A 17,090-nucleotide genomic window follows, 5' to 3' on the forward strand; every position below is an offset into this window, starting at 1 on the left:
GTGTCCTCAGATATCCAGTGGTCGGATGAAGTTGGCGAAGGAATACAGGCGGATATTGATGCGGCGCAGGAATTCAAAGCTTTTGCCCTGACCGGTGTAGATGGCGACCGCCGCGTGGCCGCCGGCGGGAAATGTGTGACCGTCTGGGATGTCGACCGAGATCTGCACCGCGATGCGACCCGGTAGTTTTGGAAACTCAAAGCCGGGCAGGCGGCCTGAGGGCAGGTACTGACCCTGACGTGTGGCCCACCAGATTGCTTCGACCTTTCCGGTTAGAATCTCGCCGGGATAAAGGTCCAGCGCGACCTCCACCTCCTGACCGGGTTCGACAAATTTCAGGTTCTGCTGGCGATAGGTGGCCAGAATGTAGGGATTGTCCTTGGTCACGAAACTGGCAATTGCACCCAGCCGGATATCGCCAACAACCAGACCGGGACGCGCCTGTTGCGAGACGATCATGCCGTCTTCGGGTGCATAGATCGTCGTGTTATCAAGAAAATACTGGGCTTTATCCAGCTGTGCCTGCGCCTGAAGGATGCCGGTATTGACCCCGTCAATCTGGGAATCCAGCGCCAGTTGAGCCTTTTCGAGATTGGCCTCGGCCTCTTTGACCTGTGCCTGATCCTCGGTGACCTGCTCATCCCAGCGATCTAATTCGTCCTGCCTTGCGCCACCAGCGGGCACGAGGTTCTCGTACCGCGCCTGTTGGGTCAGGGCGTAAGCCAGCTGCGCATTTGCGCGCTCGATGGCCTCGGACGCCGCAATCACGTCCTGTTCCAGGATTTTGGCATTCTGCTCGGCTGCCACCAGCTGAGCGGTCGCCTCTTCAACTTCCAAAGCGAATACCGTGTCGTCAAAGCGATAGAGGGGATCGCCCTTTTTCACTTCGGTATTCGGCTCGACCAGCACCTCGGTTAGGATCGTCGGTTCAGTCAGTCGCGGCACGATTTGGATGGTCGAACGTACCACGTGGCTGTCGAGCGAAAACGGTTGAAAAAAGCGCAGTGCGACAAGGAAAATCAGCAGCAGATGCGCGCCGACCCAGAATGAAACGACACCCCAGGTGATGTTGAACTTCAGTAACTTCGCTTTGAAGAAAATGAACCAGACGAAAATGATGTAGAACAGCGTAATGCCGAGGGCGACAAACATATTCTGTGACTTCCTTTGGCCTTAGCTTTTCTGCGTCTCGTCGGGGTCTAGCGGATCGCTGTATTCTTCGTTCACCGTTCCGCCCAACCGCTTGATTTCCTTGCGGATCGCATCTTTTTCGTCATCGGGTGTGCGCCGAATGTCGACTGTGACGCCATCGTGGAAGGCCCACATAAAGGCATGCACCCACGGCACAACAGCCAGAAAACCCATCCACCCCATGATCTTGACGGCTTCGGCATGGGGGTGATTGCGTTTGATCGCGATCCGCCCCGGTAACCCCATGATGAACAGGATCAGCGCCATCACAGCCGCAAGAAGCAGGATCAATGCCACGAAAGTCAGGTAGTCATAGTAGCCAAGTGGCTGCCCCAATAGTCCCATGCTCGTGCCTCCTTTTGGGCAGGTTGTCCTATCCTCAGCCGTCGGTGCCCAGTTCGTCAATCAATTTGTAGCTCGTGGGTGGGTCTGCGCAGATTCCAGGCCCGCATTCCACCAGTGTCGAGACCGCATTCAGCGCCGCCAGCCCCAGCATGATAAAGAACGCGCTTTTGGCCAGTACGCTGCCACCAAAACGCGGTTGTTGAATGTTTTCGGCGTATTGCCGGTCAAACAGCAGCATAAAGGCCGTACCCAGCAAGATCAGGAAAAAGCAGATCGCGGACCAGGTATAATAGTGCAACCCCAGAACCGGTGACCCATAGTGACCTGTACCCGGTACGATATGCAGCAGAATCTGGCGTACGGCGACGCTGCCGCCGAACAGTGCCGCAAGCAGCATGATCGCATAGTGCTGCGGCCGCGCTCCGTACAGCAGGTTCAGGCCTAGACCAACGCCCACGGCCACCAGTCCAACCCTTTGCAACAGGCACAGAGGGCAGGGCAGTTCATCGAGTTTAAGCTGGTAGAAATAGGCCAGCACCAACACCAGACTGACAGCCAGCATACCAAGAGCGTTGAGATTGCGTGAAAGTTCCGGTGTCATCGCGGCCCCCTTACAATTGGATCGTCAGTTGGCTGGTGGCATGGAATTTCAGCCAATATACACTCAACGCCAGCGTGAAAAAGAACAGCACGTTGGCCGCTGTTGTCCGATTAAAGTAATTCAGTCCCATCGTGGCTGTAAGTAACGCAAATAAAAGCGCTATCATGGCTCGGTTCTCCCCTCCCGTGCGACGATTGCAATATGGGGGAGTGTGTCAGGTGAATTTGGTTCTGGCAAGAAGTCGCGAAGGAAATTCCCGTTTAATGCGAATTGCTTGGGGTCAGGCGCACAGCTTTAATTGTGTTCGCCATTCGGAACATTTCTTGGTCAGAGAATTGGGAAGGGCTTTGTCGGTATAGAACACATCGACATCGGACAATGAGGCAATTCGGGCGGGGGCTGAACGTTGGAATTTGGAGTGATCGGCCACCACGCAGGTTCGGCGGGCTTGGGCAATGATGGTCTGACTGACCCGGACTTCTTGAAAGTCAAAATCCATCAGATCACCTTCGGCATCCAACGCCGAACATCCGATGATGGCATAGTCGAACTTGAACTGTTCGATGGTAGCAATCGTCAGGTTGCCGACCAGTCCCCCATCCGAACGGCGCAGCACACCGCCCGCCACAACAATCTGACAGTTTGGGTTGTCGACCAGAATATTGGCGACGTTCATGTTATTGGTCACCACCATCAAGTCTTTGTGGTTCAGTAATTGCCGGGCAACAGCCTCGGTCGAGGTGCCGATGTTCAGGAACACAGATGCGCCATCGGGAATATCCTGCGCGCAAAGTTGCGCGATGCGCGTCTTGGCGTCTGCGTTCAGGGCACGGCGATCCTCATACCCGATATTCGACACCCCGGAACGAAGGACAGCACCTCCATGCACGCGGTCCAGTTTGCCCATGTCAGCAAGTTCCGAAAGATCGCGTCGGATGGTCTGAACCGTCACATCAAACCGCAGCGCCAGGTCTTCGACCATCACGCGGCCATCTTGTTTAGCGATGTTCAGAATGTCTGACTGGCGAAAGGAAAGGGACACGGTTGGCTCCAATTATGATGTGTTCGTTTTTGTTCTGTTTCCGTTGAATTGCAATAATGTGCTGGGCGAATGCACAAAAAAGCAAGTATTGTGTGGCAAAACGAACAAAAACGAAAACAAACATTGACGAAGCGCGGGCCTGTACGGTTAATGAGCGCGCGTTTTCGGCAAACGGGAATCATCCAGATATGGAACAGTCACACGATCAGATATCAGACCTTTTTATCATTGGCGGCGGCATCAATGGATGCGGCATCGCACGCGATGCAGCGGGGCGCGGGCTGTCGGTGACTCTGGCCGAGATGAACGATCTGGCCTCGGCAACCTCGTCGGCGTCGACCAAACTGTTTCACGGCGGATTGCGGTACCTGGAGTTCTTTGAATTCCGCCTTGTCCGCGAGGCTCTGATCGAACGTGAGACCTTGCTGCAGGCGATGCCGCATATCAGCTGGCCGATGCGATTTGTGCTGCCGTACCACGCAGACATGCGTTTCGATTCCGAAACGCCGACCTCGCGCCTGTTAAGCACCGTGATGCCTTGGATGAAGGGTCGTCGTCCGGCCTGGCTGATCCGGTTGGGGTTGTTCATGTACGACCATCTGGGTGGGCGTAAAATTCTACCGGGCACGGCGTCTCTGAACCTGAAAACAGCACCCGAAGGGCGACCGCTGCAGGACAAGTTTGAGACCGCCTATGAGTATTCCGATTGCTGGGTCGAGGATTCGCGCCTTGTCGTTCTCAATGCCCGCGATGCCGCGGCACGCGGTGCTAATATTATGGTTCGCACCGAGGTTCTGGCGGCGAAGCGCGTAGACGACCTGTGGGAGGTGACGGTTCGGGACCGCGACAGTGACGAGACACGCGTTATCAAGGCTAGAATGCTGATCAACGCTGGTGGTCCATGGGTTGGGGATATCATTCAATCGAAAATCCACGTGAATTCGCGCGAGGGCGTCCGGTTGGTGCGGGGCAGTCATATCGTGACCCGCAGGCTGTTTGACCACGACAAGTGTTACTTTTTTCAGGGCGAGGATGGGCGCATCATTTTCGCCATCCCGTACGAACGTGATTTCACCTTGATCGGCACGACAGATCAGGATCATCCGAATCCATCTGAATCTCCGGTGTGTACCGAGGCGGAACAGGAATATCTGTGCGCGTTTGCGACCAAATATTTCAAGACGCCGGTGACGCGAGATGAAATCGTCTGGACATACTCAGGTGTCCGCCCGCTGTACGATGACGGTGCCAGTAGCGCCACCGCCGCGACTCGGGACTATACGTTGAAAGTGGACGCGCAAGGCGGGGCACCGGTGCTGAATGTCTTCGGCGGCAAGATCACAACCTACCGACGTCTGGCCGAGAGTGCGTTGGAGAAAGCAGCCGAGCATTTCCCGGACTTACCCGGTCCCTGGACGGCTGGTGTGGCTTTGCCTGGCGGAGATTTCCCTGTCGACGGGGTGCAAAATCTGGTGGCTGGGTTGGAAGCTGACTTTGCCTTTTTGGAGCGCGCCTGGGCCGAGCGTCTTGTGAGCGCCTACGGCACCGAGGCCAGAATCATTCTAGGGGATGCGAAATCCGCCCAAGACTTGGGAGAGGACTTCGGTGCCACACTGACTGCGCGCGAGTTGGAATGGCTGATGGATAAAGAATATGCCCGCACGGCCGAGGATGTCGTCTGGCGTCGAAACAAGCTGGGCTTGCGTCTGAGCGCTGAGCAGATCGCCCGGATACAGGATTGGATGGACCATCGCGGCGCTCAGGCTGCTGCCTAAGAAAAAGCCCCGCCGATTTGGCGGGGCTTTTATTATTACGCTGTTTCTTCCGAGGGACCGGGGTCGTTCTTGGTGCCCTTGATCCATTCCCTGAGACTCTGCATCAGGGCATAGAGAACCGGCACCAGAATGACACCAACCAGCGTGGCTGCCAGCATCCCGCCAAAGACGGCAACACCGATCGCTTTCTGGCTGGCCGCACCCGCACCACTCGCTGCTAGCAGCGGTACAACGCCCAGCAGGAAGGACAGGGCGGTCATCATCACCGCGCGAAAACGCTGATAGGCTGCCTCGGCGGCGGCATCCCGGATCGAAAGGCCATTTGCCCGTTGCTCCATCGCGAACTCAACGATCAGAATGCCGTTTTTCGATGCCAACCCCACAAGCATGATCATCCCGATCTGTGTGTAGAGGTTGATATCACTGCCCACGATGGCCACGGCGGCCACCGCCCCGAACAGGGCCACAATCACCGACAGCAGAATCGACACCGGCATCGACCAGCTTTCGTATTGCCCCACAAGGAACAGATAGCCAAACAAGATCGCCAGCCCCAGGATCACAATCACCAGACTGCCCGAGGCCAACTGCTGCTGCGCCGTACCAGTCCATTCGAACGCGTATCCCGGGGGCAGGGCGGTCGCTGATTCCTCGGTCATCACGTTGATAGCATCGCCAGTGGACAAGCCCGGCGCTGGTACAGCTGTAACGGTCGCCGACCGGAACAGGTTGTGCCGCTTAAGCAGCACTGGTCCCAGCACGTTTTCCACGTCGATCAGCGTACCCAGTGGCACCATCTCACCTTGTTCCGAGCGGACATAAAGGTTCGAGATATCTTCGACATTGTCGCGATAGCTGCCATCGGCCTGGATCATCACGCGATACACCCGTCCGAACAGGTTGAAGTCGTTGACGTAGTACGACCCCAACTGCGCCTGCATGGTCTGGAACACTTCGGCCACGGACACTTGCAGTGTTTTGGCTTTTTCGCGGTCCAGATCGACGAACAACTGCGGCACGTTTGCGCGGAAGGTCGTATAGGACTGCCCGATTTCGGGCCGCTGGTTCGCCGCGTAGACGAACGACCCCACAGCCGAGGCCAGATCCTGCGGTGTTCCGCCCCCGGTTTGTTGCACCTCCATCTCGACACCGGCCGAATTGCCAAGGCCCTGAATAGGCGGCGGGTTAAAGGCCACGATCGAGGCGGCGGATTCCCCATACGCAATCGCCAGAACCTTTTGCAGAATAGCATCCGCACTCAGGTCATCGTCCTGACGATCATCCCAGTTTTCGAGGTTCACAAAGATCGCCGCGCCATTTGTGGTGGTGCCATTCAGGATCGAAAATCCGTTGATCAGAACGGTACTTGAAACGCCGGGGATCTGCTGAATTTGGTCATCCACACGGGCCGAGACGACCTCGGTCCGTTCCAGCGTTGCCGCGTCTGGCAGCTGAATGTCGACAAACAGGTAACCGTTATCCTCAAGCGGCAGGAAGCCGCTGGATGTGTTGGACATGATAGTCCCGGTGCCCATCGCCAGCGCAACGATAACGCCCAGACCGACGACCGGCAGGATCAACAGTTTGCGCACGATGGCGACATAGCCGCTGCGGATTGTGCCGATGAAGCGTTCAAACACGGCCAGCAACCCCTTGGGTGGCCCCGAACGCGCCTTCAGAACAAGGCCGCACAAGGCTGGCGACAGGGTCAGCGCGTTGATCGAGGAAATCACAACGGCGGTTGAGATGGTTACCGCGAACTGTGAATACAGACGCCCCGAGATACCGGGCATGAAAGTTACCGGTACGAACACGGCCAGCAGAACCAGCGTGGTCGCAATCACAGGGCCGGTGATCTGTCCCATGGCCTTTCGGGTTGCTTCGGCTGGGGGCAAGCCTTCGTCCGCGATGATCCGTTCGACGTTTTCAACCACAACAATCGCGTCATCCACCACGATGCCGATGGCCAGAACCAACGCAAACAGGGAGATCGTATTCAGTGACATTCCGAACAGCAGCAAAAACGCGAACGTACCGATCAGAGAGACCGGGATCGCAACAGCCGGGATGATCGTCGCCCGCCAACTGCCCAGAAAGACAAACACAACCGAGATTACCAACGTGAACGTCAAGATCAGGGTCGTCACCACGTCGTTCAGTGATTGCTCGACAAAGTCGGTGGTGTTGAAGGGAACGTCATATTCCACATCGTTGGGGAAGCTGCGAGACAGCCGCTGCAACTCGGCCTCGACACGTTCAGAAACCGCCAGCGCGTTTGCGCCAGGGGCCTGATATATACCAATGACGGTGGCCGGAACGCTATCGAAATAGCCGGACGCCGCATAGTATTCTGCACCCAGTTCCACCCGTGCGATATCTTTGACCCGCACGATAGATCCTGCATCGCCGGTGCGGATGACAATTTCGCCGAATTCCTCGGCCGAGGTCAGGCGGCCCTTGGTCTTGATCGTATACTGAAATGTCTGCCCCTCGGGCACTGGTGGGGCACCGATCGAACCTGCCGATACTTCGACGTTCTGCTCGCGGATGGCGTTGATCACGTCGCCCGGAGTAATGGACAACGCGGCCATTTGATCCGGGTCCATCCAGATCCGCATGGCGTATTCCAGATTGGTCAGAACGTCCGCCTTACCAACGCCCTGAACGCGCGCCAGTGCGTCTTTCAGGTTGATCGAGGCATAATTCGACAGAAACACGCTGTCATACGTTCCCTCGGGCGAGGTCAGCGTCACCAGCAGCAGCATGTTGGTGGACGCCTTCTGCGTCACCACGCCCGAAGATGTCACTTCGGCCGGTAGCGAGGACATCGCTTGTGCTACGCGGTTTTGCACGTTCACCGAGGCGATATCGGGATCGGTGCCGACCTCGAAGGTGACATTCAATGAATACGAGCCGTTATCGGCCGAGGTAGATGTCATGTAGATCATGTCATCCACACCGTTCACCTGCGCCTCAATGGGCGCGGCAACGGTGTTCTCAACGGTCTCAGCGTTTGCACCGGTATAGGTGGTGGTCACGCTGACCACGGGTGGCGTGATGTCCGGGAACTGGGCCACTGGCAGAACCAGATAGCCGATGGCGCCCATGATGGTCAGGACAAGCGAAATAACAAGCGCCAGCTTGGGCCGGCTGATGAACAGGGCTGAGAACATCTGTTACTCTCCCGGCTGCTCAGATGCCACGACGGCATCGACGGCAACCCCGGGACGAACCCTTTGCAGGCCCTCGACAATGACGCTTTCGCCTTCGCGCAGGCCGTCCTTGACGATCACCGCCGTGCCTTCGTTGTCGCCGGTGGTGATATAACGCTGTTCGACCATTTGCTGGTCATTGACGACCAGAACGAATTCACCCCTCTGATCGCGTTGCAGTGCGGCCTGTGGCACCAGAACCTCAAGCGTAGGTTGCAGGGCCTCGATCCGCACGTTCAGAAATGCACCGTCCACGATCAACCGGTCGGCGTTCGAGAATTCGGCACGCATCGTAATGGCACCGGTCAGAGGGTCGATCCGGTTGTCGACAAACACGATTTTGCCCGTTTCGTCTAGTTCTGAGCCGTTTGGCAGATCTATATGAACATTCGGGCTTTTGTCGCTTTCGCTTAGGGATGCGGGGTTCTCACCCACGGTTTCAAGAACCGAGGTAAACTGCTTTTCATTCAGTGAAAAATTCACATAGATCGGTGCCTCGCTGACGATATTGACCAGCGGCGGGTTGTTCGGACCGACCACGTCACCGACGCTGATTGCAACCCGACCAATGCGCCCGTCAAACGGGGCGTGGATTTTGGTGTAGCTTAGATCAAGTTCGGCCTGCTGGATCGCGGCTTTGGCAGCTTTGACTTGTGCTTCGGCCACCAGTTCATTTGCGCGTGCGATATCGCGTTCGGATTCAGGGGTGGCGTCTCGTTCGTACAGCTCTTGTTTACGGGCCAGCTCGACCTTGGCGAGTTCCAGATTGGCCTCGGCCTTGTCGAGGTCGGCGTTGCGTGCTTCTACCGTCGCTTCATAAAGGTCGGGCTCAATGGTGAACAGCAAATCGCCCTGTTTCACCAGCGCGCCATCTTCAACGTTCTGGCTTTCCAGAAACCCGCTGACGCGCGCCACGATGTCGGCCTTGTTCAGGGCCTCGGCGCGGCCGATAAAGCTGGCCTCTTCGGTGATTTCCTCAGTATACGCAGCCGCGATCGAAACTTTGGGCGGCGGGGCGTCGCTTTGGTCTTGTGCTGTGGCTGTGTGTGCCATGCCCAGACAAACCAAGACAGCAAAGGCCTGGACCGGTCCGCTGTGACGGATATTCAAGTTCTTCAATGCAAGGGACATGGCAGGCGCCTCGTTCATTTTAAGGATTTTGCGCCCGGGCAGGTTGGTCGCCCCGGCGAGTCGACTGAATTCAGGTCAGGATGACCTTTTTAGGATTATATCTCAAGCTTCTTGAATACGACGAACGGGCGGAGACTTGCGGGAATTCTCTCGTCAAAAGGCCGACTTAGGCCGATTTGCCTGTGGTCGCATTGCTGGCTTCAGTTGAGACAACGGAAAACGGGGACCGTTTGGCCCCCGTTTCCAAATTCAGATGTTGCATCGGATCATTCGCGCGCGCCGGCGAACCGGTTTTCCCAATCTTCGCGCTGTTCGTCAGTGATTTTGGCGAACAGCACGTCTGGTACCGTAAAGGCATGCCCAGCGGGCAGTGCGTTCAGCGCAGCCGCGACATCGTCGGGCCAGCTGGTGTCCAGAGTATTCATCGCGCTCAGCATCCGGGCCGACGTTTCGGGGATGAAGGGGGCGCTGAGAACGGCATACAGGCGGATCAGGTTCAAGCCCAGACGTACCTGAGCTGCGGCCTGTTCCGGATCTTCTTTGAAGGTTGACCAAGGGGCAGCGGCCTGTAGATATTCGTTGCCCGCGACCCAAATCGCCCGCAATTCCTGCGCGGATTTGCGAACCTCCATCGCCTCCATATGTCCTTCATAGGCCCGAACGCGTTTTGTGAGATCGCCAATCAGGGTCTTTTCACGTTCACCAAAACTACCGCCCTCGGGCACGGCCTCAGAGAATTTAGACCGGCAGAATTTGGTGATCCGGCTGACAAAGTTGCCCAGAACATCCGCAAGGTCTTTGTTCACAGATTGCTGGAAGTTCTCCCACGTGAACTCGCTGTCGCTGCTTTCGGGCGCATGGCTCAGCAGCCACCAGCGCCAGTAATCAGCGGGTAGAATCTCAAGCGCCTGATCCATGAAGACGCCGCGGCCCTGAGAGGTCGAGAACTGGCCGCCGTCATAGTTCAGGTAGTTGAACGATTTCAGGTGGTCGACCATCTTCCACGGCTCACCCGAACCCAGAATGGTGGCCGGGAAGGACAGTGTATGGAAGGGCACGTTGTCCTTGCCCATGAACTGCACATAGCGCACGTCATCCGCGCCCTTGTCGGTGCGCCACCAGCGCTGCCAATCGGCGTCGGCTTTGCCGTTTGCGTCGGCCCATTCCTTGGCGCAGGCGATGTATTCGATGGGCGCGTCGAACCAGACATAGAAGACTTTACCCTCCATCCCCGGCCAGTCCTGATCACCTTTCTTGACCGGTACGCCCCAATCCAGATCACGGGTGATGCCGCGATCTTGCAGACCGTCGCCATCGTGCAACCACTTCTTTGCGATGGAGGTCGTCAGGATCGGCCAGTCGGTCTTGCTGTCAATCCAGGCGTCCAGCTGATCTTTCATGGCCGACTGACGCAGATACAGGTGCTTGGTTTCGCGCACCTCCAAATCGGTAGAACCGCTGATCGCACTGCGCGGCTCAATCAGGTCGGTCGGGTCCAGCTGCTTGGTGCAGTTTTCACACTGGTCGCCGCGCGCGCGCTCATAGCCGCAATTGGGGCAGGTGCCCTCGATATAACGGTCGGGCAGAAAGCGGCCATCGGCATTGGAATAAACCTGCTTTTCCGTGACTTCGCGGATCAGTCCGGCGTCATCCAGCTTACCTGCAAAATGCTGGGTCAGCTTCTTGTTTTGATCGCTGGAAGAACGGCCAAAGTGATCGAAGCTCAGACCAAAGCGGTTGGCGATGTCGGCCTGAACGCCGTACATCTCGGCGCAGTATTCAGCCACAGGCTTGCCAGCCTTGGCAGCCGCCAGTTCAGCCGGGGTGCCGTGTTCGTCGGTGGCACACAGGAACATGACCTCATTCCCCCGGCCACGCTGAAAGCGTGCGTACAGATCAGCAGGCAATTGCGAGCCGATCAGATTGCCGAGGTGCTTGATCCCGTTGATGTAAGGGATCGCCGAGGTGATGAGAATCCGAGCCATTTTGCGTTTCCACGTATCTATCTGCGCGCCCGTCTATCTTATGTGGAAGGCCAGCAAAAGCCCGGCTTTTACTCAGGGGCGAATTAAAACAACAACAACCCCGAAAATCCATCTAGCAGAGGAATACGATTGCATCCGGCTGGTGGTCCACAATACCCCTAGGTTGAATAACGGAATCACAGCTACTTGAATCTGTGTTATCGCTACCTATCTAATGTATACAAAAGTATACACAAAATGAGGGCAGTCTACTGATGTTCGACTTTCTGCTTGAGGGTGCGTTTGTGCCCTTTACTCTGGCGCTTGCGCTTCTGTTCGGTCTTCTTGGGCTGGAACTGATCGCATTGGTTCTGGGCGGAAGTCTTTTGGCAGGCGAGGCCGAGGTTGACCTGGATGTGGTTGACGGTCCCGATCTGGACATTGGTGATTTTGACCTGGATGTCGACGCGGATGTTGATCTGGGCGAATTCGAACTGGCCGAGGTTGAGGCGGACGCACCGGGCGCAGCCCCTTCGGGTCCGTTGGCGTGGCTTGGGATCGGCAAGGTGCCATTCATGATATGGCTGGCGGTTCTGCTGGCTGGATTCGGACTGTCGGGAATTGGCCTGCAATTGGCGCTGCGCGATCTGCTGGGCTTTGACCTGCCAAGCTGGATGGCGGCACTTCCGGCCGGTGCCTTTGCCCTGTGGTTTGCGCGCGGCTTTGGTGGTGTCTTTGCCCGCCTGTTGCCGAAAACCGAGACCGAGGCGATGTCGGAACGCATGCTTGCACGCCGTCGGGGCGTGATCACGCAAGGAACGGCCTCGCGCGGGCGTCCGGCTGAGGTCCGCGTCACCGACCGTTTTGGAAACTCTCACTACCTTCGCGCGGAACCGCTGCAGGACAAGGATGCGCTGAAACAAGGCACCGAAGTGCTGGTTTTGCGTGACCGACGGCGTGACCGGTTCGTTCTGGTCGGCTTGTCAGACTAACAAAATTCAAACCCCAACCTGGAGGATTTAGCATGGAACTACCATTCCTGGCCGTCACAGTTGTGACCTTATTAGCAGTCGTTTTGTTCATCGGCCTTGTTCTTGGCCGTCTGTATCGCCGCGCGACCCGAGAGGTCAGTCTGGTGAAAACCGGGGCAGGTGGCAAGAAAGTCATCATGGATGGCGGCGTCATCATCGTACCGCTGCTGCACGAGGTCAGCCCGGTCAACATGAAGACCTTGCGCCTTGAAGTGCAGCGCAGCGGCGAGGCTGCTCTGATCACCAAGGACCGGATGCGTGTGGACGTTGGCGTGGAATTCTACGTCTCGGTAATGGCAACCGAAGAAGGTATTTCGCGCGCGGCTCAAACGCTTGGTGGTCGCACTTTTGACGTCGAGCAATTGCGCGAGATGATCGAAGGTAAGTTGATCGACGGTTTGCGGGCTGTGGCCGCACAGATGACCATGGATGGTCTGCACGAAAACCGCGCTGATTTTGTACAAGAGGTGCAAAATGCGGTGTCCGAAGACCTGTTGAAGAACGGCTTGTCGCTGGAATCTGTTTCGCTGACGGCGCTGGACCAGACGCCGTTTGAGGCCTTGGACGAGAACAACGCGTTTAACGCGGTAGGTATGCGCAAACTGGCCGAGGTTATCGCCGTGTCCAAGAAAGAACGCGCGCAGATCGACGCTGAAGCTGAGGTTGAGGTTCGCCGTGCCGCGATGGAAGCGGAACGTCAGAAGCTGCTGATCGAGCAGGATGAAGCGCAGGCGCGAATCGAGCAGACGCAAAAGGTGGAAACCTTGCGCGTGGCACAAGAGGCTGAAATTGCGGCGCGAACCGAAGATTCGGTGCGTGAAACCGAACGCGCCCGGATCGCCCGTGAGGAAGCCATTCGTGCCGCCGAGATCGAGCGTGAGCGCAATATCCGTGATGCCGAAATCGCGAAAGAGCGGGAACTGGAAGTGGCTGAGCAAGAACGCCAGATCATCATCGCGCAGAAATCCGAAGAGGAAAGCCGCGCGCGTGCCTCTGCTGACTTGGCTCGTGCTGAAGCGACTAAGGCGACCGAAGCCGTGGCAACTGCTCGCGAAGTGGCCGAGGCCGAGCGTCAGAAGCAGATCGTACTGATCGAAGCCACGCGTGAAGCCGAACGTCAGGCCACCGCTATCCGTTTGGCCGCACAGGCCGAGAAAGAGGCCGCTGCCGACCGCGCCGAAGCCCGCCGCGAAGAAGCGCAGGCCGAAGCGGACGCGCTGAATATCCGCGCCGAGGCCAAGAAGAACGACATGCTGGCAGAAGCGGAAGGTAAGCGCGCGATTGTTGAGGCAGACAATGCCCTGTCGCCCGAACAGATCCGTATGAAGGTTGATCTGACCCGGATCGAAACCATGCCGTCGATCATCTCGGAAATGGTGAAGCCGGCTGAAAAGATCGACTCGATCAAGATCCATCAGGTCGGCGGCATCGGCGCTGCCAATGGAGGCGGGGCTGCCAATGGCGACAAGCCGGTGGTCAATCAGGCGCTGGATTCGATCATGGGTATGGCGGTGCAGATGCCCGCACTCAAGAAGCTGGGTGAAGAACTTGGTTTGTCGATGGAGCAAGGCGTCGGTGGCGTGGTGAACGGCGCGCTGGAGCAGACGGTTGAACCCGCCAAAGTGGCCGAGGTGGTGGAAGACGAAACACCGCCGACACAGCAATAACGGAATAATGGGCCGGGATTTCCCGGCCCTTTAATCTTCGCGCGACTTTTTCAACAACCGCCCGATGGTGAACGAAGTGCGTGGGGCGTAAACATAGTTGGTCCGCTCGTCCGGTGTTGGGCGGGACCGCATCCGGGCCAGGCCAAACACGATCAAAACCAGATGCCCGGCTGCCACAAAGGCAAACAGGGCACTTGGACCGAATTGCTGGATCAGGGTGGACGAAATGTAGGGCGAAGCAATAGCCCCCAGCGCGTACCAGAACATCAACGCGGCTGATAATTCGACCCGTTCCTCGGTGGTAGCAAAGTCATTTGCGTGCGCCGATGACACCGAGAAGATCGGGAAAGTTGTCAGGCCAAAAATGGCAGCGGCCAGCATGACGCCCAAGGTGCCGGTTCCGCTGGCGGCCATTGTTACGCCACAGCTAAGCACGGCAGCACCAGACAACCAGATCAGTACCCAGCGCCGGTCGAATTTGTCGGCCAACCATCCCAGCGGATATTGCGCCAGCGCCCCACCCAGAACAAATGAGGCCAGGAAGAACGCGATCTGATCCACGCCTAGTCCGACCTCTTGCCCATAAACCGGACCGACCATTCGGAACGAGGCTGAGCTGAGCGCCGCAACAATCACACCTGCCACAGCAAGGGGTGAACTGCGCCAGGCCAGTTTGGGCCGCAAGCGGGGGGCGTTAGGAGTGATCGGCTGACTGGCGCGGGTCAGGGTCAGCGGCAACAGGGCGGCACAGCACAAAATCGCCAACAGGTTATAAGACACGTATGAGGCGGGCGGCAGCACGGCGATGATCAACTGTGCCCCCAGTGACGCCCCCATATCAACGAACCGATAGGTCCCCATCGCCCGGCCGCGGGTTTCGTTGGTGACCTTGGCGTTCAGCCAGGCCTCGATCACAGTATAGCAGCCCGCCACACAGGTGCCCGAAGCGATCCGCAATGCGGCCCATAGATAGGGGTTGTCGGTCAGGGTATGCCCGATCAACCCCATTGCGCCCAAAGCCGTGCAGACCGCGAAGGCGCGAGAGTGGCCGACATTCCCCATCAGTCTCGGGGCCCACCAGCAACCAATGAAAAAGCCTAGGAAATGGGACGAGCCCAGCAGACCGATCTGCTCGGTCGTGAATTCCAGTGTAATGCCCGAGATGGCGTCCAGCGGCCCGACGCCACCTGTGGAAAGTTGCAGCAGAATGACTGAAAGAAAGAGGGCGGCAAAAGAAATGATCGTACGCATGATGGGGGCACCTTGGCGAATTTTGCCGGTGATGCGCGCGCCTAATCGACGCGGGGACGTCGTTTTTTGCCTATTCGGCTTTTTTGATTTCAGCCCGGATGTCTAGCCCGACGGTGTCCTGTACCAGATCGGCATAGCCGGACGCCCCAAAGTCGTGACGGTTGAGCGAGCCGGTCAATTGGATCGAGAGCATATCCAGGATATTTGCGGCGCTGCCGGGCGGCCGGTGAAGGTTGGCTTGCAGGGTGATCGGGCGGGTGACGCCGCGCAGGGTCAGGTCTCCGGTAATCTCTGCCCCGCGCGAAATTCGACCGCCTTCGCCAAGCTGCACCTTGGTTGACGTAAAGTGAATGGTTGGAAAGTTCTCAACGTCCAGCACCCCGGCGCTCAGCATTGCGGTTCGGGCAAAGGGCAATCTGGTGCGGGCTTCAGCCGCGTTCAGGGTCACGCTGACGCGGCTGTTGATCAGATTGCTCAGGTCGATCTGAATATCCGCCGACTGGATTGGCATGGTTCCGGATTGTGCAAGGCCTGACAGATCAAAGGTAAAGTCGACGGATGTGCCCTGTGACACCAGCTCGTATTGAGTAAGCGCAGCTTGGGCTGGACGCGCCATGGGCAAGGCGACCAACCCGGCCAGAACGATGCGCCGGGACAGCAGGCTCATGCCAACGCCCCGTGCCCGCGAGGGCGCGAGCGGTGCAGCAGCACCAGCAGGATGGCGATGTTCAACCCGTTCCAAAGAAGGCCGTTGACGAAGGCCAACTGATAGCTTCCCGTCACGTCGTATATCCACCCGGACATCCACCCGCCCAAAGCCATACCCATGATGGTCATCATGAGGACGAACCCCACCCGTGCGCCGGCCTCTTTCGGGGGCATGTATTCGCGCACCACTAAGGCATAGCTGGGCACGATCCCACCTTGCGCCAGCCCGAACAGCATACTGATGACATAAAGCGAGACCATCCCATCATAGGGCAGGAATAGAAACAGGGCGATGCATTGCAGGGTAGAACCGATAAGCAAGGTCCTGATTCCACCCAACTTGTCGGCGACCAACCCCGAAACGATCCGGCTGAGGACGCCACCCAACAGCATTAGTGACAACATCTCGGCCCCGACCGCAGGGCCATAGCCCAGCCCGACGCAATAGGACACGATATGAACTTGTGGCATGGACATGGCTACGCAACAGCCGATCCCGGCCAGACCCAGGATGTATTGAAGGGTGCGCGGAGGTATTCCAACGCTGCGCGTATTAATTTGAGCAGTGGCTGCTGCAGTACTGTGGGCTTCGTCCGGAACCTTACGACCTAGTAGTAAGGAAAGAGGTATAACAACGATCAGTGTCACGATGGCCAATGTCAGATAGACTTGCTGCCACCCGTCTCGGGCCAGAATTCCGGCCAGCAGGGTGGGCCAGATGGCCCCAGACAGGTAGTTTCCGCTGGCGACCAGCGCGACGGCGATCCCGCGTCGCCGCATGAACCAATGGGAAATGTCCGCGATCAAGGGGCCAAACCCGATGGATGCGCCCAAGCCCATCAATAGATGCGCCACCGAGAGCATCAACATGTTCGGGGCCAATGTCGCCAATAGATAGCTGACTGCACTTAGCACAGAAGCCCCGATCAGCGCTTTGGTCACGCCCAGCCGATCCACCAGTTGCCCCAGCCACATATTACCCAACGCAAAGCCGATCATGGCGAGCGTGTAGGGCATCGACACTTCGGCTCTTCCGGCGTTGAACTGTACCTCGATGGCGGGCATCACAACGACCACCGCCCACATACCGGCATTCGCCACCATGGCGATGCCAAGCGTGATCAGAAGGCGAAGCCAGGAATATCGGCTGTCATGGATTGGATGGCTCATGC

At 57.7% G+C, this 17,090-nt stretch carries 14 protein-coding genes; 3 read left to right on the forward strand and 11 right to left on the reverse strand.

Translation table 11 applies throughout. The features are described from left to right. Window positions 1-6: 6 nt before the first annotated feature. From ACR0B8_RS03435 to ACR0B8_RS03455, 5 genes are all read right to left on the reverse strand, one after another. Window positions 7-1,152, reverse strand: a complete 1,146-nt coding sequence (locus ACR0B8_RS03435; RefSeq protein ID WP_170358063.1) for an HlyD family secretion protein — start codon at window positions 1,150-1,152, stop codon at window positions 7-9. Window positions 1,153-1,173: 21 nt separating this feature from the next. Continuing rightward, a complete protein-coding gene (locus tag ACR0B8_RS03440) occupies window positions 1,174-1,536 on the reverse strand; it encodes a DUF3302 domain-containing protein (protein WP_170348435.1) in 363 nt (120 codons plus the stop codon). A gap of 34 nt (window positions 1,537-1,570) precedes the next feature. Continuing rightward, a complete protein-coding gene (locus tag ACR0B8_RS03445; protein WP_226688560.1) occupies window positions 1,571-2,137 on the reverse strand; it encodes a disulfide bond formation protein B in 567 nt (188 codons plus the stop codon). Window positions 2,138-2,147: 10 nt separating this feature from the next. Next, window positions 2,148-2,303, reverse strand: coding sequence for a DUF5993 family protein (locus ACR0B8_RS03450; protein WP_170331252.1), 156 nt, complete (start codon window positions 2,301-2,303; stop codon window positions 2,148-2,150). A 114-nt stretch (window positions 2,304-2,417) separates the two neighbouring features. Next, complete coding sequence (locus tag ACR0B8_RS03455) at window positions 2,418-3,179, reverse strand: DeoR/GlpR family DNA-binding transcription regulator (RefSeq protein WP_170548436.1); 762 nt, start codon at window positions 3,177-3,179, stop codon at window positions 2,418-2,420. A 188-nt stretch (window positions 3,180-3,367) separates the two neighbouring features. Here ACR0B8_RS03455 and glpD point away from each other — a divergent pair, with 188 nt between their 5' ends. After that, window positions 3,368-4,954 (forward strand): glycerol-3-phosphate dehydrogenase, encoded by a 1,587-nt coding sequence (glpD, locus tag ACR0B8_RS03460; RefSeq protein ID WP_226688559.1) that lies wholly within the window; start codon window positions 3,368-3,370, stop codon window positions 4,952-4,954. A gap of 35 nt (window positions 4,955-4,989) precedes the next feature. Here the strand turns inward: glpD and ACR0B8_RS03465 are convergent, their stop codons facing one another. From ACR0B8_RS03465 to metG, 3 genes are all read right to left on the reverse strand, one after another. After that, window positions 4,990-8,127, reverse strand: a complete 3,138-nt coding sequence (locus ACR0B8_RS03465) for an efflux RND transporter permease subunit (RefSeq protein ID WP_170374950.1) — start codon at window positions 8,125-8,127, stop codon at window positions 4,990-4,992. A 3-nt stretch (window positions 8,128-8,130) separates the two neighbouring features. Further along, window positions 8,131-9,297, reverse strand: a complete 1,167-nt coding sequence (locus ACR0B8_RS03470; protein ID WP_170358073.1) for an efflux RND transporter periplasmic adaptor subunit — start codon at window positions 9,295-9,297, stop codon at window positions 8,131-8,133. A 266-nt stretch (window positions 9,298-9,563) separates the two neighbouring features. Then, complete coding sequence (gene metG / locus ACR0B8_RS03475; protein ID WP_480657735.1) at window positions 9,564-11,282, reverse strand: methionine--tRNA ligase; 1,719 nt, start codon at window positions 11,280-11,282, stop codon at window positions 9,564-9,566. A gap of 254 nt (window positions 11,283-11,536) precedes the next feature. On the opposite strand from metG, the gene ACR0B8_RS03480 reads away from it, so the two are divergent. Both ACR0B8_RS03480 and ACR0B8_RS03485 read left to right on the forward strand, forming a co-directional pair. After that, the gene (locus ACR0B8_RS03480; RefSeq protein ID WP_170358077.1) at window positions 11,537-12,253 is read left to right on the forward strand and encodes an OB-fold-containig protein; all 717 of its coding nucleotides are present in this window, start codon (window positions 11,537-11,539) and stop codon (window positions 12,251-12,253) included. A gap of 32 nt (window positions 12,254-12,285) precedes the next feature. Further along, window positions 12,286-13,959 carry a flotillin family protein gene (locus ACR0B8_RS03485; protein ID WP_170358079.1) on the forward strand — a complete coding sequence of 558 codons (1,674 nt, stop codon included), beginning with the start codon at window positions 12,286-12,288 and terminating at the stop codon, window positions 13,957-13,959. A gap of 30 nt (window positions 13,960-13,989) precedes the next feature. Here the strand turns inward: ACR0B8_RS03485 and ACR0B8_RS03490 are convergent, their stop codons facing one another. The 3 genes from ACR0B8_RS03490 to ACR0B8_RS03500 all read right to left on the reverse strand — a co-directional run bounded on the left by ACR0B8_RS03490 (window position 13,990) and on the right by ACR0B8_RS03500 (window position 17,088). Next, window positions 13,990-15,210 (reverse strand): MFS transporter, encoded by a 1,221-nt coding sequence (locus ACR0B8_RS03490; protein ID WP_170348444.1) that lies wholly within the window; start codon window positions 15,208-15,210, stop codon window positions 13,990-13,992. Between the two features lie 70 nt (window positions 15,211-15,280). After that, window positions 15,281-15,877, reverse strand: coding sequence for a YceI family protein (locus tag ACR0B8_RS03495; protein ID WP_170358081.1), 597 nt, complete (start codon window positions 15,875-15,877; stop codon window positions 15,281-15,283). Next, the gene (locus tag ACR0B8_RS03500) at window positions 15,874-17,088 is read right to left on the reverse strand and encodes an MFS transporter (protein ID WP_170358083.1); all 1,215 of its coding nucleotides are present in this window, start codon (window positions 17,086-17,088) and stop codon (window positions 15,874-15,876) included. Before ACR0B8_RS03500 ends, ACR0B8_RS03495 begins: the two co-directional genes overlap by 4 nt. Between the last annotated feature and the right edge of the window lie 2 nt (window positions 17,089-17,090).

Source organism: Ruegeria sp. BH6 (assembly GCF_056538105.1).